The organism is Kribbella steppae, from assembly GCF_004342025.1.
Lineage (GTDB): Bacteria > Actinomycetota > Actinomycetes > Propionibacteriales > Kribbellaceae > Kribbella > Kribbella steppae.
In genome coordinates this window covers 57,582-78,994 of record NZ_SLWN01000017.1, presented here as the reverse complement: position 1 = coordinate 78,994, position 21,413 = coordinate 57,582, and the positions used below count along the sequence as shown (strand labels likewise).

Genomic DNA, 21,413 nt, shown 5'->3' with positions numbered 1-21,413 from the left:
CAGCCTAAACGACAACGGCCCCGGCGGGTGGGCGGTTTCAAGGGGTCGTCGCAACACCGCCTTGGTTTCTAGGTGGTGAGTAGATCACGCAGGCGCTCGGCTGGGGTGTCCCAGTCGAGCGTTTTGCGTGGTCGGCCGTTGAGTTCTTGGGCGACGTGTTCGAGGTCTTCGGGTCCGTGGGCGGACAGGTCGGTGCCTTTGGGGAAGTACTGGCGGAGTAGTCCGTTGGTGTTTTCGTTGGTGCCGCGCTGCCAGGGTGAGTGCGGGTCGCAGAAGTAGACGGCGATGTCGGTGGCGATGGTGAACTGTTTGTGCCGGGCCATCTCGCAGCCCTGGTCCCAGGTCAGCGAGCCGCGCAGGTGCTCGGGCAGGGTCTTCATGGTGGCGATGAGGCCGTCGCGGACCTGCTCGGCGTCGTGGCCGCCGGGCAGGTGGACCAGCATTGTGTAGCGGGTGGCGCGTTCGACCAGGGTCGCGATCGCGGACTGGTTGTTCTCGCCCATGATCAGGTCGCCTTCCCAGTGGCCGGGGACCGCGCGGTCTTCGGCCTCGGCCGGCCGGTCGGAGATCATGATCATCTCGTCGACGAACCGGGGCCGGCGCTGGTCGGGTTGGCGTTGGGGTTTGCGGCGGGTCCGTCCGGTGCGCAGCGCGGTGACGACTTCGCGTTTGAGGCCGCCACGGGCCTGGAAGTACAGCGCCTGGTAGATCGTCTCGTGGCTCACGCGCATGCTCTCGTCATCGGGGAAGTCCTTGACGAGCCTGTTGCAGATCTGTTCCGGTGACAACTTCTTCTCCAGGCCCTGCTCGACCTGGCCGCGCAGTACCGGATCGGTGACCAGCTTGCAGGTCTTGGGCCGGGCCCGGGCGGTCGCAGCGTCACGGTGGGCCTGGTGCGGCAGGTAGAGCCCTTCGATGCTGTGTGCACCGACCTCACGCGAGATCGTGGACTTGTTCTTGCCGATACCGGCCGCGATCGCGGTGAGGGTGAGCTTGTTGATCAGCCCGTCGGCGATCGCCAGCCGTTCATCCAGGCACAGGTAACGCTCACTGATCACAACCCCAGCTGGTCCGGTCATGGACCTCAGATACCGGGTCCCGGTGCCGGAGTCCACGACCCGCCCGTCGGGATGGATCCGGGTGTTGTTCACCTTGCGGACTCCGCGATGCCAGTCCTGCCCGGTGCGCCGGTTCACGCCCACCTCCTGGGCCGCGCGCGTGATCGACCATCCCGACTCGATCAACTCGGTGAACCGCGCCTTCGCCTGCGCCTTGCCCCTCACGGCCGTCGCCGCACCAACCAGCCCGGCCGCGACCAGGATCCGCCGGGCAGTGCCATGACTCACCCCGCAGGCGATCGCTGCACGGTTGATGCTGGCGGACTCGGCGAACACAGCGATGACCTGCCCCCGCACCGCGTCGGTGATGACCGTCCGCCGGCCAGACCCACCGCCACGTGCTCGCAGGATCTCGTAGCCACGACCGCGCTTGATCCCCAACACCTCACACGCCGCCGCTACCGCGACCCCCGAATCCACCATCCGCACCAAAGCATCACCGTGACGCTCGGAATCCTCCAAAAACGACATGGCCGCCGCAACTCCTCAAATCGAGGTGTTGCGACGACCACGTGAACCCGCCGTGCCGGGGCCGTTGTCGGGACGAAGGTCACTCCTCGTCGGCCTTGCCTGCGGCCAGGTTGGTTTTGATGAGATCCATGACGGTGGAGTCGGCGAGGGTGGTGACGTCGCCGACCTCGCGGTTCTCGGCGACGTCGCGGAGGAGACGGCGCATGATCTTGCCGGAGCGGGTCTTCGGGAGTTCGGCGACGACCATGATCTGGCGTGGCTTGGCGATCGGGCCGATCTCCTTGGCGACGTGGTTGCGGAGTTCCTGGACGACGTCCGGACCACCGTCGCCGGCCTCGGACCTCAAGATCACGAAGGCGGCGATCGCCTGACCGGTGGTCGGGTCGGACGCGCCGACGACCGCGGCCTCGGCGACCTTCGGGTGCGAGACCAGCGCCGACTCGATCTCGGTGGTGGACAGCCGGTGACCGGACACGTTCATCACGTCGTCGACCCGGCCGAGCAGCCACAGATCGCCGTCCTCGTCCTTCTTGGCACCGTCACCGGCGAAGTACACGCCTGGCCAGCGCGACCAGTACGTGTCGACGAACCGCTGGTCGTCACCCCACAGCGTGCGCAGCATCGCCGGCCACGGCTTGGTGATGACCAGGTAGCCGCCGGAACCGTCCGGCACCGGCTTGCCGGCGTCGTCGACGACGTCCACGCTGACACCCGGGATCGCCTTCATCGCGGCACCCGGCTTGCCCGCGGTCACGCCCGGCAGCGGCGAGATCATGTGCATCCCGGTCTCGGTCTGCCACCAGGTGTCGACCACCGGCGCGTTGTTGCCGCCGATGTTCTCGCGGTACCAGATGTAGGCCTCCGGGTTGATCGGCTCACCGACCGACCCGATGACGCGCAGCGAGGACAGGTCGAACTTCGCCGGGATGTCCGCGCCCCACTTCATGAAGGTGCGGATCGCGGTCGGCGCGCAGTAGAGGATGGAGACCTTGTACTTCTGCACGATCTCCCACCAGCGGCCCTGGTGCGGCGTGTCCGGGGTGCCTTCGTAGAGGACGGAGGTGGTCGCGTTCGCGAGGGCGCCGTACACGATGTAGCTGTGACCGGTGACCCAGCCGATGTCGGCGGCGGTCCAGTAGACGTCGGTGTCGGGCTTGAGGTCGAAGACGGCCCACTGCGTGTACGCCGTACCCACGAGGTAGCCGCCGGTCGTGTGCAGGATGCCCTTCGGCTTGCCCGTGCTGCCGGAGGTGTACATGACGTACAGCGGGTGCTCGGCGTCGAACGCCTCCGGGGTGTGCTCGGTCGACTGCTTGCCGACGAAGTCCTCCCACCACAGGTCGCGGTTCTCGGTCATCGCGGTCTCCTGGCCGGTGCGCTTCACCACGACCACGTTGCGCACGTCCGGGCAGTCGGCCAGCGCGGCGTCGACGGCCGGCTTCAGGGCGGCCGGGGCGCCTCGGCGGTAGCCGCCGTCGGCGGTGATCACGACGCGGGCGTCGCAGTCCAGGATCCGGCCCTTGAGCGCGTCCGCGGAGAAGCCTCCGAAGATGACCGTGTGCGGGGCGCCGATCCGGGCGCAAGCGAGCATGGCGACCACGGTCTCGGGGATCATCGGCATGTAGATGGCGACCACCTCACCGGCCTGGACGTTCAGCTCGAGCAGCGCGTTCGCCGCCTTGCTGACCTCGTCCTTGAGCTGGGCGTAGGTGATCTCGCGGGTGTCGCCGGGCTCGCCCTCGAAGTAGTACGCGACCTTGTCGCCGAGACCGTTCTCGACGTGCCGGTCGACGCAGTTGTACGCCGCGTTCAGCTTGCCGTCGGCGTACCACTTGGCGAACGGCGGGTTGCTCCAGTCCAGTGTCTCGGTCGGCTCGGTCGCCCACGTGAGACGCTTGGCCTGCTCGGCCCAGAACCCCTCGAAGTCGGCGGCAGCGGTGTCGTAGGCGTCGGCCTTGACGTTCGCGTTCGCGGCGAGGTCGGCCGGCGGCTCGAACCGACGCTCCTCGTGCATCAGGTTCGACAGGGCCTCCGACTGGGCGGCTTCGGACTGGGGTGACTCTGCATTCGTCACGACGCGGACTCCTCCTCGCTAGCTTCGGCGCGCTGGAGCGCCCGGTCACCTTTCTACCAATGCGGCCCCCGGCACGGAACCGCCGTATCGCCCAGCAGCACCCGATCTGCGCTCAACCGATCGGATTTTCGGTCGAACGGCACCTTTTCACGGTACGACGGAACCGATCGGGCCGGTCGTGCATCGGTAGAAGTGTGAACGCGATGCAGACTCCTCAGCAGCAGGTCGAGACTTCCCCGCGGAAGATCTCCTGGGCGGCCCGGCGGCGTGTCCACGCCCGGGAGCACCGCGTGCGTCGTACTCAGAAGGCCGCGCGCGCTCAGCTGCCGGTTTGGTGATGGGCCAGCAGCCGGCCGAGGAGGGTGATCAGGCGGGCCCGGTCAGCGGGGGTGAGTGGGGCGAAGATCTCGTCCTGGGCCTGGGCCACCAAGGCGGCGAGGCGTTTGTGCTGGCGGCGGCCTGACGCGGTGAGGGTGATGATGTTGCGGCGGCCATCCTCGGGGTCGGGGGTGCGGTCGACGTACCCGTCGGCTGCCAGCTCGTTGAGAGCGGCAACGACATCGCTGCGGTCGATGCCGGTGTGCCGGCCGAGGGCCGCCTGACTGGCCGGGCCGAACTCGACCAGGGTCGCGAGCAGGCGGAAGTGGTACATCCGGGCGCCGCCGGCGGCGAAAGCCTCGCCGATGATCCGCCCTGCGTGCGCCGCGCTCTGGGTCAGCAACCAGCTGGGCGTCTGCAACAACACACTCGGCGTCTGCTCGTCCATGGCTGCGAGTCTAGCGTTGGCCGTACCTACGATTCGCGCGCATCCAGGAGCTCGTCCCAGTGGTCGGTGGCCCATTCGCACATGACCCGCATTGGTTCGAGCAGGCTGCGGCCGAGGTCGGTCAGCTCGTACGTCACGCGTCGTACCGGCTCGTCGTACTGCGTCCGCAGGATGAAGCCGTCACGTTCGAGCGCGCGCAGGGACTGGGTCAGCACCTTGGGTGACACCCGCGCCAACGGCACCCGCAGCTCGGAGAACCTCCTCGGACCGTCCTTCAGGCACGCGATCACGAGCGCGGACCACTTGTCCCCACCGATCCGGAACGGCAGCAACGTCGACGGGCAGATCTCCTCGAACATGTCCGACCGCAGTGCCTCCACGCCGTTCACGGTACCCAATTGGTAACTACGTCGCCTTCTACGGTCGCCGCATCAGCGAAACCGAGGAGGTTGTGATGGGCAAGATTCTGGTCATCGGCGCACGCGGACGGGCGGGCCGGGCGGCCGTCGACGAAGCACGGTCCCGCGGTCACGAGGTGACGGCAGTCGCCCGTACGACGGACGGAGCGCCGGGGCTGGTCGCGGGGGATGTGACGGACGCTGGGCGGATCGCCGAGCTGGCCGCTGGTCATGACGCGGTGATCGCAGCCGTGTACGACGGGGGCGCCGATCCGTCCGACTTCTTCCCTCGGGCTGCTCACGCTCTGGTCAGAGGCCTACCGGGCGGCCGCCTGATCTGGGTCGGCCTGGCGTCCAACCTGCCCGGCGCTGACGGCACCCCGTTGATGGACTCGCCCGGCTATCCGCAGGAGTACCGGTCCTTCTTCCTGGCCCATCAGGCCGCGCTCGACATCTTCGCCGCGTCCAGCCTCGACTGGGTGTCGCTCGCCCCGGCCGGCGACTTCAACCACGCCGACCCAAGCCGCACCGGCAGCTACCGCCTCGGCCCTGGCGACGTCACCGCTCTGACCTCGTACGCCGACTTCGCGATCGCCCTGCTGGACGAGTACGACCGTGCGGCTCACCATCGACAAACCCTCGGAGTGGTCTAGCCGGATTTCTGGGGGTCCTACGGCGGATGCCGGTAGGTTCGGGCGCATGGCTGGGGCTGAGGAGTTCATGCGGCGGGCGTTGGAAATTGCGGCGCGGGCCGCGGAGACGCAAGGGGACGCGATCGCGCAGGCGGCCGAGTTGGTCGTGGACGCCAAGGTGTTCTGGGTGTTCGGGACCGGGCACAGTCACGTGATCGCGGAGGAGCTGTACGGACGCGCCGGCGGGCTGGCCGATGTGCGGGCGGTGCTCGAGCCCGGGCTGATGCTGCATGAGGGGCTGCTGAAGAGCTCGTTGCTGGAGCGGTTGAGCGGGCTGGCCGACGTACTGCTGCAGACCAACGACATCGGTCCGGGCGACGTCGTACTGATCGTGTCGAACTCGGGCCGGAACGCCGTACCGGTGGAGTTCGCGATCGGGGCCCAGGCCAAGGGCGCGAAGGTGATCGCGCTGACGTCGTTGGCACACAGTACGGCGGTGAGCTCGCGAGCTCCGGGCGGTCAGCGGCTGTTCGAGGTGGCCGACGTGGTCCTCGACAACTGCGGCGAACCAGGTGACGCGCTGATCGAAGTCGCCGGCAGCCCGGAGCGAACCGGCGCAACGTCGACCCTGGTGGGCGCAATGCTCGTCCAGGCGTTGACAGTCGAGATCGTCAGCCGACTCGCCGACCGCGGCGAAACCCCAAACGTGCTACGCAGTCTGAACGTGTAGCACGCGTGGGTGTACTACGTGGCGCGGTAGGCGACGGTGATGTCGTAGCGGTCGGAGCGGTAGACGGAGCGGCCGAATTCGATGACTTCGCCGGATGCGGTCCGGGGTGCTGAGGTGATGATCAGGCAGGGCGTGGAGGAGTCGATTTCGAGGAGTTCGGCGTCGACCGGGTCCGGCGGGGCTGCGACGATCGACGCGGACACCATGCCGAGGGTGACACCCCAGCGCGACGACAGCTCGCCGTACAGGGAGGTCTCGGCGAAGTCGACGTCCTCGAGGCCCGGGTAGCGGTGCAGTGACAGCGCGGTGCGCTCGACCGCCATCGGTTCGCCGTCGGCGGTGCGGAGGCGGATCAGGTGCAGGACCGGGGTGCCGACCGGCTCCTCCAGCTCGCGGGCCAGGTCCTCGTCCGCGGTGCCGACGCGGTGCTCGAGCACCTTGGCGCCGGGTTTGATCCCGCGGTTGATCATGTCCTGGCTGAACGACGAGGCGAGCATCCGGGACGGGCGCGGCTCGGCCACGAAGGTGCCGCCGCCGGGGCGCCGGGCGGCCAGGCCCTCGGCCACCACGCGGTCCACCTCCTGCCGCACCGTCATCCGGGCCACGCCGAAGCGCTCGGCGAGCACACGCTCGGACGGCAGCACGGTGCCGACGGCCAGCGAACGGGTGAGCTTCTCCAGAATCTCGCGGATCTGGTCACCCTTCGGCCGATCGGTCCGAAGCTCCGTGGGGAGTTCGGCGAGGTCGCCGGGGTTGTTCCTTGGGCGGGCCATGAGGTCAGTATCCCTGGGAATGTGCCCGGCAAACCGGTTGCCGGGGGACGCGAGCCGGGGCGTGCTCCTGATCGTTCGGTTGTGCCGGCTGTCCGCGACACCGCTGTCGTGGACGACCTTGTCAGCCAGACTGTAACGTCCGCTCCCGGTTCACGGCCAGTGACCGGGCGGACTGGGCGATTCCCGGGGCGGGGTAGTTCCAACGCTATGAGCCCTGCACAGTTCGTGGAGGAGAGCGCACCGAGCGGAGAGTAGAAGCGCCAGGGCAAGGGCGAAGGGCAGCAGGCGTACGACGCTCTGTCCGGTCGGCTCGACGTACTCGAGAACGGCTGGCGCACCGGGAGTACCTGCTTGGTGACACGTTGCGCGAGGTCGGTGCCTGATCAGCGGGCGAGGCCGGCCAGCGCGGCGTTGACCGCCGCCTTGAGCTGGGCGCGGGTGGCTCCGGAGCGCGAGCGAAGGTTGACCGCGTAGGCGAGCAACGTCAGCAGCTCCGCCGCGTCGTCCACCTCGACCCCGTCCCGCAACTGCTGCTTGACCTGAGAATCTTTCAGGGCCGCTGCGAAGGCGTCCCGCAGCGCAGCATGGTGCTCGGCCAGCAGGGGCCGGGCCGCGGGCGGCGGATTGTCCGCGTTCGCGTTCGAGACCAGGCACCCCCAGCCGGCGAACTCACCGGCACACCGCAGCCTGAGCAGCCGGTCGAAGAACGCGGCCACACCAGGCAATCCGCGCCTGTCGGTGGCGAGCCGGTCGAACATCGGCCGGGACCGATGGTCCAGGTAACGCCGGACCGCCGCCAGGTAGAGCTCGTCCTTGCCGCCGAACGCGTTGTAGAGACTCGACCGGCTCAGCCCGGTGGCAGCGACGACGTCCTGGATCCCGGTGCCCGCCACGCCGCGACGCCAGAACAGCAACTCGACCGAGGCCAGCGCGGCCGCCTCGTCGAAATGTTTGACATCCGCCATGCGGATCATCCTATCTTGGAACAACTGGTCCAAGATAGAGGAGCTGCGATGATCGACGTGCTGGTGCTGGACGTCAACGAGACGATGTCGGATCTGGAGCCGATGCGGGACAGGTTCGTCGCGGCCGGTCTGCCGGCGCACAGCCTGGACGTGTGGTTCGCGTCGACGTTGCGGGACGGGTTCGCGCTGACCGCGGCCGGCACGTACGCCGACTTCCGCACGGTGGCCGGCGACGTCCTGGCAACCCAACTCGCCGACGCGGGCGTCGAGCCCACCGAGGACACCATCAGCGGCGTCCTGTCCGGCATGACCCAACTGTCGCTGCATCCGGACGTGGAGCCGGGTCTGCGCCGGCTCCGGGACGCCGGTCTGCGAATCATCACCCTGACCAACGGCTCGGCGGCGATGTCCGAGCGCATGTTCACCGACGGCGGCATCATGCCGCTGCTCGAGCACCGACTCGACGTGGCCGAACCCCAGCGCTGGAAGCCGCATCCCGACGCCTACCGGTACGCCGCCGCGGTCTGCGATGTCCCGGTCGAGCGGATGGGCCTGGCCGCGGTGCATCCGTGGGACATCGACGGTGCCCGGCGCGCCGGGTTGCAGGGGTTCTACCTCGACCGGCGGGCGACGCCGTACCCGACGGCGTTCCTCCCACCGGACCTCGTGGTACCGGATTTCGCAGCGCTGGCGGAGCAGATCGCCAGGTAGACTCTCTCCCCGGTGTGCCGGGAAGTCTGGTCGGCGATCGTCCGACCGACCCCGACCCGAAGGGCCTGACGATGAGCGAGCCGCCGCGGATCCGGCAGAAGAAGCGTGCGTTCCCGCGCATCCTGGGGCGGGAACGGGCGATCCTCGCCGACACGCTCCGGGCCGAGACGACCGGTGGTTTGCTTCTGCTTGCGGCCGCGGTGGTCGCGCTGGTCTGGGCCAACTCGCCCTGGCAGGACGCCTATCACCACCTCCTCGTTACCGAGCTCGGACCGCTGACCGTCGAGGCATGGGCCTCCGACGGCGCACTCACGCTGTTCTTCTACCTGGCCGGGGTCGAACTGAAGCGCGAGTTCGTGGTGGGCACGCTGTCGCGGCTCAGCGAGGCCGTCGTCCCGGTCGTCGCGGCCCTGGCCGGAATGGTGCTGCCGGCAATCATCTACCTGGTCGTGAACCTTGCCGCCGACAACGGCCGGACGGACGGCTGGGCGGTGCCGACGGCAACGGACATCGCGTTCGCACTTGCCGTACTGGCGATCGTCGGCTCGTCGCTGCCCAGTGCGCTGCGGGCATTCCTGCTCACGCTGGCGGTGGTCGACGACTTCGGCGCGATCCTGGTGATCGCGGTGTTCTTCTCGCACGGGTTCCACCTGCTCTGGCTGCTGGCCGCGGTCGCGCTGATCGCGGCGTGGTACCTGCTGCAGCGGCGCCGGATCCGGACGCCGTTCCTGTACGTTCCGATCGCGATCGGCGCGTGGTGGTGCATGCAAGAGTCGGGGATCCACGCCACCATCGCCGGGGTCGCTCTCGGACTGGTCACCCGGGTGGTGGCGGATCCGGGTGAGGAGCACGCACCGGCCGAGCGGATCGAGCACCGGCTCCGGCCGTGGTCCGCGGGCGTCGCCGTACCGCTGTTCGCGTTGTTCGCGGCCGGGGTGACGTTGAGTGGTGGAGCGGTCCGGGAAATGCTGACCGACCCGGTTGCGATCGGCATCGTCGCCGGGTTGCTGTTCGGCAAGGTGATCGGGGTGTTCGGCGGCTCGTGGCTGACCGCGCGGTTCACCCGGGCCGAGCTGAACTCCGACCTGGCCTGGCGGGACGTGGGTGCCGTGTCGGTGTTGGCCGGGATCGGGTTCACGGTCGCGCTGCTGATCGCCCAGCTGGCCTTCAGCGGCGATGCCGCCCAGGTCGAGCGGGCCAAGGGCGCCGTACTGGTCGCGTCCTTGCTGGCCGCGCTGATCGCGGCACTGTTGCTGTCCCGGCGCAATCGCGAGTACGCCGACTGACCTTCTCGCGTCGGGGTACCCGTAGTTCGGTGGAGTCGGCGGTAGTGTCAGGGGACGGAGCGCGTGGAAGGAGTGCCATGTCGATGGGGCCGAACGGGAGTGAGCCCACGGTCGGGCAGCTCGTCGCGAACGCCAGCAAGGATCTGTCCAACCTGGTCCGCGGCGAGCTCGAACTGGCGAAGACCGAGCTGAAGAAGACCGCGGTGGCGGCCGGGACCGGCGCCGGCATGTTCGGCGCGGCGGCCTTCCTGGCCGTGCTGGCGATCATCCTGCTGTCCATCGCGGCGGCGTACGGGCTCACCGCACTGGGGCTGCACCCGGCGCTGGCCTTCCTGATCATTGCTGTGCTCTACCTGTTGATCGGCGTGGTGCTGGTGCTGCTCGGCAAGCGCGCCCTCGGCGGCGCGAAGGGTCCGCAGCGCGCGATCGAGACCTCGAAGGAGTCGGTCGAGGTGCTCAAGGCGATCGGCAAGGACGTCGAGGAGACCGAACCTGCAGGATCGACTCCGCGCCCGACCGGCGAATCGGGCGTGCGGCGCTGAGCCCGGCGGGTGTCGTCGATCTGCTGGTCGACGGGCCCTGGTCGCACTCGCTGGTGGCGGCCAACGGGGCACGGTTCCATGTCGCGGAGTGCGGGCCGGTGGACGGTCCACTGGTGCTCTTCCTGCACGGCTTCCCCGAGTTCTGGTGGGCCTGGCGGCACCAGCTGCCGGTCGTCGCCGCGGCCGGCTACCGCGCGGTCGCGATGGACCTGCGCGGGTACGGCGCCAGCGACAAGACCCCACGCGGTTACGACCCCCACACCGCCGCTGCGGACGTCTCCGGCGTGATCCGCTCCCTCGGCTCCACCGATGCGGTTGTCGTCGGGCACGGCTGGGGTGGGTTCATCGGCTGGTCGGCCGCCGTACTCACACCGCGACAGATCCGTGGTCTGGCAGTCGTCTCCGCGCCACACCCGTTGCTGCTGGCCAGGTCCGGTCAGACGAAGGCGCTGACCCATACGGCCTGGTTCCAGCTGCCGATCCTCCCGGAGCGTCGCCTGCTCGCGCACGACGGCATCCACATCGAGCGGCTTCTTCGGGCCTGGTCCGCGCCTGGCGGCACGTTCCCCGACGCCGAGTCGTCCCGGCGCTACCGCGCCGCGCTGCAGGTCTGGCCGGCTCCGCACTGCGCTCTGGAGTACCACCGCTGGTTCGCCCGCTCCCGGCTGCGCCCTGACGGCCGCAAGTACTCAGCCAGGATGCGTACGCCGGTCGCCGTACCCGTGCTGCAGATCCACGGAGCCCAGGACCCGGCGGTGGCCGCGACCGCGGTAACCCCTCCGCACCTGGTCACGGCACCACTCCGCCACGAACTCCTCACCCCGGCCGGCCACTTCCCCCACGAAGAGGTCCCGGACCTGTTCAACACCCAGCTTCTGGACTGGCTGGCGTCTTTCCGCTGACAGGACAACTGGACGGCACCGCACCCTCAGGGACGCCGACGATTCCGGTCACAGTCCAGGAGTCATCCCGCTTCTCGATGCGGTAGGTCACCGTGTAGTGGGAACCACAGTTGTAGGCGATGCTCGTGCGAACCTCCTTGTGGTCGCCTTTGTCGACCACCTCGCCAACCGAGACGCGCGCCAGCGTCCGAATGCACTGTGCGGTCGTGGCCCCCGTGCCGAGCCACCCGACCTGGATGCCGGCGTCCTTGATGACCTGGGCCGAGATCCGATTCCTCTCCGCCGTGGAGAATGTCCGGGCGGCCTCTTGGTTCGCGTCGTCGGCGCCGGGCGCTCGTTTCGCCACGTACAGCGACTGCAAGCCGGCCGGCTGGCCGGACCGCTGCGTGATCGCCACGATCGCCGCGGCCCAGATGTCGGCGTCGTCCGTCGTGGATGACGATGCCACCGGAGGTGTCGGCTCCACCTCGGCACCGCGGTTCACGCCGTACAGGATGCCGCCGAGGACGACCAGCACCGTCGCGGCCGCCAGCAGGATCGGGGCGATCGGGCGTCGGGGCTTGGTTGCTTGCGGCAAGCTGTCGAGCAGATCCTCCTTGTCCGCAAAGGTTTCGCGGAGCAGCCGCTCGAGGTCTTCGTCTGTCAGCCTGGCCATCTCAGCGCTCCTCCTCGGCGGGCAGGTGGTTCCGTAGTGTTGCCAGCCCGCGGGACGCGTTGGACCTGACCGTGGCGGGCGCACACCCGAGTACGGCGGCGATCTCGTCGTCGGGCATGTCTTCGTAGTACCGCAGTACCAGTACGGCGCGTTGCTGGCGCGGCAACTCCGCCAGTAATCGCCAGGCGGCGTCCCGTTGGGCCTGCCGGGCACCGATGTCCTCACCGGACGGCCGGTCGGCCGGCTCGGCGACCGGCAACTCCCGGTTCTTCAGCACGCGGCGCCAGCTGAGGAACTCGTTGAGCACCATCGTCCGCAGGTAGGCCTCGGGGTTGTCCAGTGCCTCGATCCGGTCCCATTTGCGGTGTGCCCGGGCGAACACCGTCTGGACCAGGTCCTCGGCGCTGTGCACCCCGCCGGTCAGCATCAGGGCGAGCCGCAGCAGCCGTCGCTCGGTCGACACCACCAATTCATCGAACGACAACGTCCGCCCCGTCCCACCCGTCGTCACCGTCACACCCCTACAACGCGATGGCCGCCGGGTTTTGCTGCATCAGGTGCAGGTCTGGGTGGAAACTTCTTGGGTGGCCGTCGCGCCTTCCTTGGCGTCGTCGGAGACCTGCTCGGCGGTGAGCACGTAGCCGGTGCGGTTGTCCTCGACCGAGGCGGCGAACACCACGCCGTACACGGTGCCCTTGTTGGACAGCAGCGGGCCGCCGGAGTTGCCGGGGCGGACCGAGGCCCAGATCGAGAAGGCCTCCCGGGTGACCGTCCGGTCGCCGTAGATGTCCGGGCCGCGGAGACGCTCCTCCGACCGGATCCGGGCCGGCTCGGAGTCGAACGGGCCGTTCTCCGGGTAGCCGAGGACGACGGCCGGGTCGTCCGCCTTGCCGGTGTAGTCGAAGCTCAGCGGCTTGATCGTCAGCTTGGGGACGTACAGCACCGCGATGTCGACCTCGGGGTCGAACACCACCACGTTCGCCTCGTACGACTGCCCGTCGACCTCGACCTGCGGTGCGCCGACGCCGGCGACCACATGGGCGTTCGTCATCACCCGCTGCGGCGCGTAGACGAACCCGCTGCCCTCGAGACCGCGCGAGCAGTTGGCCACGCCGGTGATCTTGGCGATCCGGCTGTACGCCCCCCTGACCGCGGGCTGCCGGGCGATCTCGCCGTCCGGCGGCTGTGTCTCCCGAATCCGCTCCGGCACGAACGGGTCGAGGAACCGCGGGAACAGGTCGGTGTTCACCACGTCGTTGAACGCCTGCAGCGCCTGGTCGGCCCGGTTGGGCAGCACCTGGTCGACCTTCGCCAGCACCTGCGAGCCGCGCACCGCGGACGTCACGCTCGGGATCCGCGCACCGCTCACCGCGACGCCGAGCACCCAGGACACGATCAGCACCGACACCGCGGCCAGCGCGGCACCGCCGAGCGCGTCGACGGCCTTGACCGGTGTCCACGAGATCTTGTTTCTGAGTCTGGACCCGAGAACGGCACCTATCGTCCGGCCGATCGAGGCCAGGATCACCACCAGCACCAGCGCCGCGAACGACACCGAGACACTCGGCGAGAAGTTGTCCAGCACCCGCGGCACGACCCAGACGCCGACCGCGGCACCGCCGAGCAGGCCGAGCGTGGCACAGGCGCCCAGCACGAAGCCCTCGATGTACCCCGATATCGCCACCAGCCCGGTGATGATCAGCAGCGCGTAGTCGAGCTTGCTCACTCCACACCTTCCGACTGGACCCCTTGCGCCTGGCCGAGGTCGTGCTCGATGGCGGTCAGCCGGCGCACGTCCTCCGGCCGCCGTCCCTCGCTCCGCCAGGCCGCCTCGACCAGTCGGTCGGGCAACGGTACGACGACCGAGGGGTCCCAGTCGCGCGACCATCCACCGAGGATCAGCAATTTGTCCAGCAACCCGGCGGTGAAGCCCCAGATGTAGAGCTCGCCGATGGTGAACGCCGGCCCGGTGAACCCGGACGGATGCAGGCAGCTGATCCGGTTCGCCGGATCCGCCAGCGCGTGCACGGACACGGTGTGCACCGACGCGACCTCGGCCGGGTCGACCACGGCCACCGGCGACGGCTCCCGCCACCACGCGAGCACCGGTGACACGCCGAAGTTGCTCACCGGCACCCACAAGGCCGGCCAGACCGCGAACGGCACGATCCCGGCCGGATCAACCCCGGTCTCCTCCTCGGCCTCCCGCAGCGCGGTCCGCACCAGACCCGGGTCGCCGGTCCCGTCCTCCGGATCGACGCCGCCACCGGGGAACGCCATCTGCCCGGCATGCCTGCGCAACGTCCAGGCCCGCTCGGTGAGCAGCACCTCCGGTCCGTCGTTGCCATCAGCAAGCAAGATCAGTACGGCGGACTTGCGCACGGACGGATCGTCAGGCGGCAGGAACCTGGACAACTGGTTCGGGTCCACTTCCTCGGACGCCTTGGCCAACGGCCTCAGCCAGCCCGGAATCTCCACCCCGTCCAAGGTCATCGCCGCCCCTCCCGCCTTGCACTGAGGAGCACCGGGAGCCCGGTCATGGGGCCCCCGGCCTGGACTGAGGAGCGGAGGGAGCGCAGCGACTGGAGTGACGAGGGAAGGCCGGGAGCCAGGCCCCATGACCACGCCGGCGCCGAAGGCCCGGCCAAGAACACTGTCACAGGGTCACTCCCAGTTTGTCCCGCACCAGCTGGTCGAGCTGCTGCTGCGAGGTGAGAACGCCATGGTGCACGTAGACCACGGCGCCGTCCTTGTCGACGAACGCGGTCAACGGCGGGCCGGCGACCTTCAACGCCCGCTGGATCGTCTTGTCCGCGTCGACCAGATGCGGATAGGCCAGACCCTCGTCGGTCGCGAACTTCACCGCCAGCTCCGGCCTAGGATCGGCGTAGTCGATCCCGAGCATCTGCACCTTGCCTGTTTTCGCCAGCTCAGCCAGGTACGGCGCTTCGTCGCGGCACGGACCGCACCACTGGGCCCAGACGTTGACGACCAGCGGACCACGCAGGTCGGCGAGCCGGATGTCCGGCCCGTCGCCGAGGCACCGGAGGGTGACGTCCGGGAGTGCGTTGCTGACCGGGGGCTTCGAAGGTGTCGACGGGCAGGCGGCCAACTGGTCCGCCCCGGCGACCGCGTTGCTCGAGGCCTTCGGCTGGGATCCGCCGGACTCCTGCTTGGATCCGGCCTGCTCGGGTCCGCACGCGACCACGCCGGTCAGGGCGACCAGACCGGCGATCAGGCACAGGGTCGTACGGGATCCGAGCTTGTGGTTCACGCCGGGACCTTCACCAGCTTCGCGGCGACCTCGGGGTCGGTCGGGCCGGCGCCGTACGACGGGCACCACTGGGCCACCGGGCAGGCGCCGCAGGCGGGCTTCTTGGCGTGGCAGCGGCGGCGGCCGTGGAAGATCAGCCGGTGCGACAGCATCGTCCAGTCCTTCTTCGGGAACAGGGCACCGATGATCTGCTCGACCTTGACCGGGTCCTCCTCGGTGGTCCAGCCGAACCGGCGGACCAGCCGGCCGAAATGCGTGTCGACGGTGATCCCGGGGACACCGAAGGCGTTGCCGAGCACCACGTTGGCCGTCTTCCGGCCGGTGCCGGGCAGCTTCACCAGCTCCTCCAGCTTGCCCGGGACGACACCGTCGTACTCGTCGACCAGGGCCTGGCCGAGTTTGATCACGCTGTTGGTCTTGGCCCGGAAGAAGCCGGTCGGTTTGAGGATGACCTCCATCTCCTCCCGGTCGGCCTCCGCGTAGGCCGCGGCCGTCGGATACTTGGCGAACAGGGTCGGGGTCACCTTGTTCACCATCACGTCGGTGGTCTGGGCCGACAGGATGGTGGCCACCAGCAACTCGAGCGGGTTGGTGAAGTCCAGCTCGCAGTGAGCGTCCGGATACGTCTCGGTGAGCACCCGGTGCATCTTGCGGGCCCGGCGGACCAGCTGAGCGGGGGTCTCGTCGGTATAGACCGGGGCCTTGCGGGGCAGCTTCAGCGGAGGCTCCGCGACACGCTGGAATGGCATGGAGGCAAGCCTACGTGGCGGTGCCGACACCCGAGGGGCTACGGTTTTGGGGCAACCGGGTGGTAACGGCCCGGTGCCGGGCGAGGCCGGACCCCGCCCGTAAGTCGTGGTCGAAGGTCCTAGGAGGCCCAAGTGGATGCCGCAGTGCTCCGACAGGCACCGCTGTTCAGTCAGCTCGACGACGAGGCGGCCGAAGCGCTGGCCTCCTCGATGACCGAGAACCGGCTGCGCCGCGGCCAGGTCCTGTTCCACGAGGGCGACTCCGGTGACCGGCTGTTCGTCGTGGTCGAGGGCAAGGTCAAGCTGGGCCGCACCTCCGCCGACGGCCGGGAGAACCTGATCGCCGTCCTCGGCCCGGGCCAGATGTTCGGCGAGCTGTCGCTGTTCGACCCGGGTCCGCGGTCCGCGACCGTGACCGCGGTCACCGACGCCTCGATGATGTCGCTGACCCACGACGAACTGCTCCGCTGGCTGGCCGGCCGCCCCGAGGTGGCCCGTGGCCTGCTGCTCCAGCTCGCCTCCCGCCTGCGCAAGGTCTCCGACATCGTCGCCGACCTGGTGTTCTCCGACGTACCGGGCCGCGTCGCCAAGGCCCTGCTCGACCTGGCCAGCCGCTTCGGCCGCACCGCCGACGACGGCGTCCACGTCCACCACGACCTGACCCAGGAGGAGCTGGCCCAACTCGTCGGCGCCTCCCGCGAAACGGTCAACAAGGCCCTGGCCGACTTCGCCTCCCGAGGCTGGGTCCGCCTAGAACCCCGCTCCGTAGTCCTCCTAGACGTAGACCGCCTCCAACGCCGAGCCCGCTAACCCCCACCACCCCCTCCCCGCCCCCCGCCCCCGCCCCCGCGCGTGCAAACCCCCAAGGTCAGCGGTCATCCCCTCAGATTGGGGGTTGCCCACTGAGAATCTGAGGGGGCAACCCCCGATCTGAGGGGGCAAGCTGAGCTTCAGGCGGTACGGCGGGAGCGGGCGAACGCCTGGTGGATCCGGGCGATGACCCGGGCGGGGTGGTCGAGATCGGCCCAGGTGATGCGCACGACTTGCAGACCGAGTGCGCGTAACCGGTCTTCGCGGAGCTTCTCCCGGATCAGGCTGTCCGACGTACCAGCGGCGTACTTCAGCAGCCCGTCGAACTCGACCACCGTCTGCTCGTCGGCGAAGTAGAAGTCGACCCGGCCGACAAACCCGTCGGCATCGGCGAACGCGGCCTGGAGTACCGGCGCCGGAAGGCCGTGGTTGTGCATCAGGACTCGTAGCCGCGACTCGCCGACCGACTCCGACATCGGGTCGCTGAACCGCCAGGCGGCCCTCGCCGTCGCACTGCCCGGCCAGAACTCGGTCACCTCCAGCAGGCGCTGCAGGTCGTCCACACTGATCGGATGGTCGCGCCGTGCCGCGTCTGCGCTGATCACAGCTGCCTCGAAGGACGACGTACAGGCCATTTCGAGCAGAGCCCGCGGAAGTGTTGTCACCGTCAAGCCGTTCACCACTGTCAGATCCGCAGCGGTCAACTTGCCTCGATGATGACGTACACCGGCGATGCGGCCACCGCGGTGCCGGTCCAGTCGATTGAGATGCACCTCAGCAAGATCCACTCCCCACAGCGGTGTGCCGTGCAGGGCCAGCGCCGACTGGTGGCTGACAGCAACTGTGCCCGGACGCATGGAGTTCATCACCGCGTGGACAAGCCGCTGGTGCCTCACACCCTGCTGGTCCCACGGCGCGAGGTGGCTCAGCTCTACTGCCTCGGCGTACTGCCCATAGCGAATCCGCTCCCAGCGGCCGTCCGCGAGGCGGTCGCGAATCTGGTCCGGCGTATAGCCACACTCACTGGCCTGACCACGGCTGAACGCCCCACCTTGCCGGTCCGCGACCAGCTTCAACATCGGATTCATCCACCAACCATCAGCCAAACCCCCCAACCCCCGCCGCCCTCACCCCTCCCCCTGTGGATAACCCCCGCCACCGCCCAACCCCCGATCTCAGGGGTTATCCACTCGCGTCGGGGGTTGCCCACTGAGAATCTCGGTGGGCAACCCCCAAGCTGAAGGGGCAGCCCCACGCGAGTCAGCGGTTGAGGTAGTCCAGTTGGGCGTGGACTGAGCGGGTGGCGGCGGGCCAGAGGGTTGGGTCTACGTCGGCGTAGACGTGGGCGACGATGGCTTCGGGGGTGGTGTGGCCGGCGGCGATGGCTGCTCGGACTTGGGTTAGGCGGTCTTGGCGGTGGGTGATGTAGAAGGTGAGGACGTCGGTGGGGTCCTCGATGACTGGGCCGTGGCCGGGGAGTAGGCGGTTTACGCCGGCTGCGGAGTTGGCGAAGGCCCGGAGGCGGTCCAGCGAGTCGAGGTAGGGGCCGAGGGCGCCGTCCGGGTGGGCTACGACGGAGGTGCCGCGGCCGAGGACGGTGTCGCCGGTGAGGAGCGAGCCGTCCTGCGGGAGCCAGAAGCAGACCGAGTCCATCGTGTGGCCGGGGGTCGGGAGGACCTCGACCCGGAGGCCGTCGGCGGTGATGACGTCGCCTTCGGCGAGGCCGTGGGCGTGGTCGGTGGGCATCCGGAACGCCGGATCCACAGCACGGACGCCACAACCAGCCTGGTTCGCGAACCACGCGGCGCCTTCGGAGTGATCCGGGTGCTTGTGTGTGAGCAGTACGACGGCCACGTCGCCGGCCGCGTCGAGGACGGCCCGGAGATGGTCCTCCAACTGAGGACCGGGGTCGACGACCACCGACCTGCCAGCACCCGGCGCCCGCAGGATCCAGGTGTTGGTCCCGTCCAGCGTCATCGGCCCGGGGTTGTCGGCCCGGATCCGGGTGGCATAGTCCGTGACGGCACTCATGTGGTCTCCAGATAGGCCTGGTCGCCGTCCACCCGCACAGTCGGAAGGACCGGCCGGATCTCACGGTCGCCGGCGGCGGAGAGGATCGCGGCCACGTCGTCGTACGGCGTGAGATCGCGGCAGCAGACGTACGTCGGGGGGAGCATCAGCAACTCGCCTGCCTCGACAGCCGCGACCGCATCGGCCGGGCGCATCCAGGCGACCTGGTCGGATTCGCTCGTCACGTCACGGGTGACCTGGCCGGCCGGGAGCGCCGCGACGAAGAAGCGGGTGTCGTACCGCCGGGGCTCGAACTCGGGCGTGATCCAGTGCGCCCAGGCACCGAGCAGATCGGCCCGCACCACGAGCCCACGCCGATGGAGGAAGTCGGCGAACCGCAACTCCCCCGCCTCCAGCGCGACCCGGTCCGCTTCCCAGTCGTCCCCGGTCGTGTCACCAACCACCGAGGTCGCCGACGGCCCCGCCAGCAGTACGCCGGATTCCTCGAACGTCTCCCGTACGGCGGCCGCCACGTAAGCGGCCGCAGATTCGGCCGAGCAGCCCATCCGGTCGGCGAACCAGTCAGCCGAGGGACCGGTCCACGAATCGGCGACCGAAGCGTCGCCACCATCCACCCGGCCGCCCGGGAAAACGGTCATCCCGGCCGCGAACGCCATCGTCCGCTGCCGCCGGAGGAGGTAGACCTCCGGTCCGGCGGCAGTGTCACGCAGCAGGATCACCGTCGACGCGGGCCGCGGTTCGGCCGGCGACCGGCCTTCGCGGACGAACTCCAACGCGGCCGACGCCATCCGGCCGGCCAGCAATTGCGACTTCAGATCCCGCACGGGCCGTCAGCCGACCTCGACGATCAGTTCGACCTCGACGGGAGCATCGAGCGGCAGGACCGGGACGCCGACCGCGCTGCGGGCGTGCTGACCGGCCTCGCCGAACACCTGGCCGAACAGTTCCGAGGCGCCGTTGGCGACCTGCGGCTGCCCGGTGAAGTCCGGCGTGGAGGCGATGAACGCGACCGCCTTGACGATCCGCTTCACGTTCGCCAGGTCGCCGATCTCGGCCTTGACCGCGGCCAGCGCGTTCAGCGCGCACTGCTGGGCGCACTCGCTCGCGACCTCGGCACTGACGGCGTCGCCGACCTTGCCGGTGGCCATCAGGGCGCCCTCGCGCAGCGGCAGCTGACCGGACGTGTAAACGAGGTTCCCGGTCCGCACCGCCGGCACGTAGGCGGCGACCGGTTTGGCGACCTCGGGCAGCTTCAGGCCGAGCTCGGCGAGCTTCTCCTCGGGGTGGCTCATGACTCTTCGATCTCTCGCTTCAGGTAGGCGACCAGAGACTCCGGGTTCGGACCCTGGACGACCTGGACCAGCTCCCAGCCGTCCTGACCGAAGTTGTCCAGGATCTCCTTGGTCGAGTGGACCAGCAGCGGCGCGGTGAAGTACTCGAACTTCTTCATGAGGTGGACTCTAACGGGCTCCTCAGCGAGTGTGCTGTGGGCCACGTCCTACCCTGGAGATCATGGCGAGGCTGCATGTGGTCACCGGTAAGGGTGGCACCGGGAAGACGACTGTTGCGGCTGCCATGGCGCTCTCCCTGGCCGAGCAGGACAAACGCGTCCTGCTCGTCGAGGTCGAGGGGCGACAAGGGCTGGCCCAGATGTTCGACGTACCTCCGCTTCCGTACGTCGAACGCCGGATCGCCCAAGGTCCCGGCGGCGGCGAGGTGTTCGCGCTGGCCGTGGACGCCGAGGCCGCGCTGCTGGAGTACCTGGACATGTACTACCACCTCGGCCGGGCCGGGAAAGCGCTCGACAAGGTCGGCGCGATCGACTTCGTCACCACGATCGCACCGGGGCTGCGCGACGTACTGCTGACCGGCAAGGTCTACGAGGCGACCCGGCGGAAGGCGCACGGGCGGCTCGCGTACGACGCTGTCGTCCTGGACGCACCGCCGACCGGCCGGATCGTGCCGTTCCTGAACGTGAACCACGAGGTCGCCGACCTGGCCAAGGTCGGGCCGATCCGCAACCAGGCGGACGCGATCATGGGCATGCTGCGCTCCGACGTGACCCGGATCCATCTGGTCACGCTGCTCGAGGAGATGCCGGTCCAGGAGACCCTCGACGCCTTCGAGCAACTGGAGGCGCTCGACCTGCGGATCGGGTCGATCGTGGTGAACATGGTCCGCAACAGTCCCCTCGACGACGAGGCGCTCGCCCTTGCGGTGAAGGAGAAACTGCCCACCGTCGAGATCGCGAAAGGTCTGCGGGCGGCCGGCATCACGGCCACCAAGGAGGTCGTCGCCACCCTCGCCGCGGAGGCCCGCGATCATGCCGTCCGGGTCGGCCTGGAACGTGAGAACCGCGACCGGATAGATGCCCTGGGCAAGAAGGTGACCCAGCTGCCGTTACTGCCCGAGGGGATCGACCAAGGCGCCCTCTACGACCTGGCCGAGGAGTTGCGGTACTAATGGCCGGGCCTTCGGCGCCGGCAGGGTCATGGGGCTTTGTCTCCCGGCCTTCCCTCGTCGCTT

The 21,413-nt window shown here is 69.1% G+C and carries 25 protein-coding genes; 8 read left to right on the top strand and 17 right to left on the bottom strand.

Annotation, left to right across the window (positions count from 1 at the left end; translation table 11 throughout):
* Window positions 1-68 precede the first annotated feature (68 nt).
* From EV652_RS37200 to EV652_RS37185, 4 genes are all read right to left on the bottom strand, one after another.
* Window positions 69-1,241, bottom strand: coding sequence for an IS30 family transposase (locus tag EV652_RS37200; RefSeq protein WP_439649120.1), 1,173 nt, complete (start codon window positions 1,239-1,241; stop codon window positions 69-71).
* A gap of 427 nt (window positions 1,242-1,668) precedes the next feature.
* Window positions 1,669-3,603, bottom strand: coding sequence for an acetate--CoA ligase (gene acs / locus EV652_RS37195; protein WP_132214577.1), 1,935 nt, complete (start codon window positions 3,601-3,603; stop codon window positions 1,669-1,671).
* Between the two features lie 379 nt (window positions 3,604-3,982).
* A complete protein-coding gene (locus EV652_RS37190) occupies window positions 3,983-4,429 on the bottom strand; it encodes a MarR family winged helix-turn-helix transcriptional regulator (protein WP_132214397.1) in 447 nt (148 codons plus the stop codon).
* A gap of 26 nt (window positions 4,430-4,455) precedes the next feature.
* Window positions 4,456-4,809, bottom strand: a complete 354-nt coding sequence (locus EV652_RS37185) for a winged helix-turn-helix transcriptional regulator (protein ID WP_199238616.1) — start codon at window positions 4,807-4,809, stop codon at window positions 4,456-4,458.
* A gap of 74 nt (window positions 4,810-4,883) precedes the next feature.
* On the opposite strand from EV652_RS37185, the gene EV652_RS37180 reads away from it, so the two are divergent.
* Together EV652_RS37180 and EV652_RS37175 are read left to right on the top strand one after the other, a co-directional pair.
* Window positions 4,884-5,480 carry an NAD(P)-dependent oxidoreductase gene (locus EV652_RS37180; RefSeq protein WP_132214395.1) on the top strand — a complete coding sequence of 199 codons (597 nt, stop codon included), beginning with the start codon at window positions 4,884-4,886 and terminating at the stop codon, window positions 5,478-5,480.
* A 46-nt stretch (window positions 5,481-5,526) separates the two neighbouring features.
* Window positions 5,527-6,189 carry a sugar isomerase domain-containing protein gene (locus tag EV652_RS37175; protein WP_132214393.1) on the top strand — a complete coding sequence of 221 codons (663 nt, stop codon included), beginning with the start codon at window positions 5,527-5,529 and terminating at the stop codon, window positions 6,187-6,189.
* A 14-nt stretch (window positions 6,190-6,203) separates the two neighbouring features.
* Here the strand turns inward: EV652_RS37175 and EV652_RS37170 are convergent, their stop codons facing one another.
* The gene (locus tag EV652_RS37170) at window positions 6,204-6,962 is read right to left on the bottom strand and encodes a GntR family transcriptional regulator (protein WP_132214391.1); all 759 of its coding nucleotides are present in this window, start codon (window positions 6,960-6,962) and stop codon (window positions 6,204-6,206) included.
* A gap of 383 nt (window positions 6,963-7,345) precedes the next feature.
* Window positions 7,346-7,927 (bottom strand): TetR/AcrR family transcriptional regulator, encoded by a 582-nt coding sequence (locus EV652_RS37165; RefSeq protein WP_132214389.1) that lies wholly within the window; start codon window positions 7,925-7,927, stop codon window positions 7,346-7,348.
* Window positions 7,928-7,975: 48 nt separating this feature from the next.
* On the opposite strand from EV652_RS37165, the gene EV652_RS37160 reads away from it, so the two are divergent.
* The 4 genes from EV652_RS37160 (at window position 7,976) to EV652_RS37145 (ending at window position 11,368) form a co-directional block, all read left to right on the top strand.
* Window positions 7,976-8,638 carry a haloacid dehalogenase type II gene (locus tag EV652_RS37160; RefSeq protein ID WP_132214387.1) on the top strand — a complete coding sequence of 221 codons (663 nt, stop codon included), beginning with the start codon at window positions 7,976-7,978 and terminating at the stop codon, window positions 8,636-8,638.
* A gap of 71 nt (window positions 8,639-8,709) precedes the next feature.
* Window positions 8,710-9,924 carry a Na+/H+ antiporter NhaA gene (gene nhaA / locus EV652_RS37155; protein WP_132214573.1) on the top strand — a complete coding sequence of 405 codons (1,215 nt, stop codon included), beginning with the start codon at window positions 8,710-8,712 and terminating at the stop codon, window positions 9,922-9,924.
* 77 nt (window positions 9,925-10,001) lie between these two features.
* Window positions 10,002-10,466 carry a phage holin family protein gene (locus tag EV652_RS37150; RefSeq protein WP_132214385.1) on the top strand — a complete coding sequence of 155 codons (465 nt, stop codon included), beginning with the start codon at window positions 10,002-10,004 and terminating at the stop codon, window positions 10,464-10,466.
* A 98-nt stretch (window positions 10,467-10,564) separates the two neighbouring features.
* The gene (locus EV652_RS37145; protein WP_242002232.1) at window positions 10,565-11,368 is read left to right on the top strand and encodes an alpha/beta fold hydrolase; all 804 of its coding nucleotides are present in this window, start codon (window positions 10,565-10,567) and stop codon (window positions 11,366-11,368) included.
* Here the strand turns inward: EV652_RS37145 and EV652_RS37140 are convergent.
* The 6 genes from EV652_RS37140 to nth form a co-directional block, all read right to left on the bottom strand.
* Complete coding sequence (locus EV652_RS37140; protein WP_132214381.1) at window positions 11,328-12,023, bottom strand: hypothetical protein; 696 nt, start codon at window positions 12,021-12,023, stop codon at window positions 11,328-11,330. The genes EV652_RS37145 and EV652_RS37140 overlap by 41 nt on opposite strands.
* Window position 12,024: 1 nt before the next feature.
* Window positions 12,025-12,534: a SigE family RNA polymerase sigma factor gene (locus tag EV652_RS37135; protein WP_242002231.1), complete on the bottom strand. Its 510-nt coding sequence runs from the start codon at window positions 12,532-12,534 to the stop codon at window positions 12,025-12,027.
* A gap of 42 nt (window positions 12,535-12,576) precedes the next feature.
* Window positions 12,577-13,749 (bottom strand): MarP family serine protease, encoded by a 1,173-nt coding sequence (locus EV652_RS37130; protein WP_132214379.1) that lies wholly within the window; start codon window positions 13,747-13,749, stop codon window positions 12,577-12,579.
* Entirely contained in the window at window positions 13,746-14,516 is a 771-nt protein-coding gene (locus EV652_RS37125; RefSeq protein WP_132214377.1) for an NUDIX hydrolase, read from the bottom strand. Before EV652_RS37125 ends, EV652_RS37130 begins: the two co-directional genes overlap by 4 nt.
* A 163-nt stretch (window positions 14,517-14,679) precedes the next feature.
* Complete coding sequence (locus EV652_RS37120) at window positions 14,680-15,297, bottom strand: TlpA family protein disulfide reductase (protein WP_242002230.1); 618 nt, start codon at window positions 15,295-15,297, stop codon at window positions 14,680-14,682.
* Window positions 15,294-16,046, bottom strand: a complete 753-nt coding sequence (gene nth / locus EV652_RS37115) for an endonuclease III (protein ID WP_132214375.1) — start codon at window positions 16,044-16,046, stop codon at window positions 15,294-15,296. The genes EV652_RS37120 and nth overlap by 4 nt, the downstream gene beginning before the upstream one ends.
* 132 nt (window positions 16,047-16,178) lie before the next feature.
* Here nth and EV652_RS37110 point away from each other — a divergent pair, with 132 nt between their 5' ends.
* Window positions 16,179-16,856, top strand: coding sequence for a Crp/Fnr family transcriptional regulator (locus tag EV652_RS37110; protein WP_132214373.1), 678 nt, complete (start codon window positions 16,179-16,181; stop codon window positions 16,854-16,856).
* A gap of 140 nt (window positions 16,857-16,996) precedes the next feature.
* Here the strand turns inward: EV652_RS37110 and EV652_RS37105 are convergent, their stop codons facing one another.
* From EV652_RS37105 to sp36, 5 genes are all read right to left on the bottom strand, one after another.
* Window positions 16,997-17,944 carry a type IV toxin-antitoxin system AbiEi family antitoxin domain-containing protein gene (locus tag EV652_RS37105; protein WP_132214371.1) on the bottom strand — a complete coding sequence of 316 codons (948 nt, stop codon included), beginning with the start codon at window positions 17,942-17,944 and terminating at the stop codon, window positions 16,997-16,999.
* A 172-nt stretch (window positions 17,945-18,116) separates the two neighbouring features.
* Entirely contained in the window at window positions 18,117-18,887 is a 771-nt protein-coding gene (locus tag EV652_RS37100; RefSeq protein ID WP_132214369.1) for an MBL fold metallo-hydrolase, read from the bottom strand.
* Complete coding sequence (locus EV652_RS37095) at window positions 18,884-19,711, bottom strand: NUDIX hydrolase (RefSeq protein WP_242002229.1); 828 nt, start codon at window positions 19,709-19,711, stop codon at window positions 18,884-18,886. The genes EV652_RS37100 and EV652_RS37095 overlap by 4 nt, the downstream gene beginning before the upstream one ends.
* A 6-nt stretch (window positions 19,712-19,717) precedes the next feature.
* A complete protein-coding gene (locus EV652_RS37090) occupies window positions 19,718-20,179 on the bottom strand; it encodes a RidA family protein (protein WP_132214367.1) in 462 nt (153 codons plus the stop codon).
* Window positions 20,176-20,337 (bottom strand): Sp36 family protein, encoded by a 162-nt coding sequence (gene sp36, locus EV652_RS44880; protein ID WP_132214365.1) that lies wholly within the window; start codon window positions 20,335-20,337, stop codon window positions 20,176-20,178. Before sp36 ends, EV652_RS37090 begins: the two co-directional genes overlap by 4 nt.
* 62 nt (window positions 20,338-20,399) lie before the next feature.
* On the opposite strand from sp36, the gene bagA reads away from it, so the two are divergent.
* Complete coding sequence (gene bagA / locus EV652_RS37080) at window positions 20,400-21,350, top strand: ATPase BagA (RefSeq protein ID WP_132214363.1); 951 nt, start codon at window positions 20,400-20,402, stop codon at window positions 21,348-21,350.
* The last annotated feature ends 63 nt before the right edge of the window (window positions 21,351-21,413 follow it).

Coding starts and splice junctions, on each gene's coding strand:
- acs (WP_132214577.1), bottom strand. CDS start 3,603: ATGCACGAGGAGCGTCGGTTCGAGCCGCCGGCCGACCTCGCCGCGAAC.
- EV652_RS37190 (WP_132214397.1), bottom strand. CDS start 4,429: ATGGACGAGCAGACGCCGAGTGTGTTGTTGCAGACGCCCAGCTGGTTG.
- EV652_RS37180 (WP_132214395.1), top strand. CDS start 4,884: ATGGGCAAGATTCTGGTCATCGGCGCACGCGGACGGGCGGGCCGGGCG.
- EV652_RS37175 (WP_132214393.1), top strand. CDS start 5,527: ATGGCTGGGGCTGAGGAGTTCATGCGGCGGGCGTTGGAAATTGCGGCG.
- EV652_RS37170 (WP_132214391.1), bottom strand. CDS start 6,962: ATGGCCCGCCCAAGGAACAACCCCGGCGACCTCGCCGAACTCCCCACG.
- EV652_RS37165 (WP_132214389.1), bottom strand. CDS start 7,927: ATGGCGGATGTCAAACATTTCGACGAGGCGGCCGCGCTGGCCTCGGTC.
- EV652_RS37160 (WP_132214387.1), top strand. CDS start 7,976: ATGATCGACGTGCTGGTGCTGGACGTCAACGAGACGATGTCGGATCTG.
- nhaA (WP_132214573.1), top strand. CDS start 8,710: ATGAGCGAGCCGCCGCGGATCCGGCAGAAGAAGCGTGCGTTCCCGCGC.
- EV652_RS37150 (WP_132214385.1), top strand. CDS start 10,002: ATGTCGATGGGGCCGAACGGGAGTGAGCCCACGGTCGGGCAGCTCGTC.
- EV652_RS37140 (WP_132214381.1), bottom strand. CDS start 12,023: ATGGCCAGGCTGACAGACGAAGACCTCGAGCGGCTGCTCCGCGAAACC.
- EV652_RS37125 (WP_132214377.1), bottom strand. CDS start 14,516: ATGACCTTGGACGGGGTGGAGATTCCGGGCTGGCTGAGGCCGTTGGCC.
- nth (WP_132214375.1), bottom strand. CDS start 16,046: ATGCCATTCCAGCGTGTCGCGGAGCCTCCGCTGAAGCTGCCCCGCAAG.
- EV652_RS37105 (WP_132214371.1), bottom strand. CDS start 17,944: ATGAATCCGATGTTGAAGCTGGTCGCGGACCGGCAAGGTGGGGCGTTC.
- EV652_RS37100 (WP_132214369.1), bottom strand. CDS start 18,887: ATGAGTGCCGTCACGGACTATGCCACCCGGATCCGGGCCGACAACCCC.
- EV652_RS37090 (WP_132214367.1), bottom strand. CDS start 20,179: ATGAGCCACCCCGAGGAGAAGCTCGCCGAGCTCGGCCTGAAGCTGCCC.
- sp36 (WP_132214365.1), bottom strand. CDS start 20,337: ATGAAGAAGTTCGAGTACTTCACCGCGCCGCTGCTGGTCCACTCGACC.
- bagA (WP_132214363.1), top strand. CDS start 20,400: ATGGCGAGGCTGCATGTGGTCACCGGTAAGGGTGGCACCGGGAAGACG.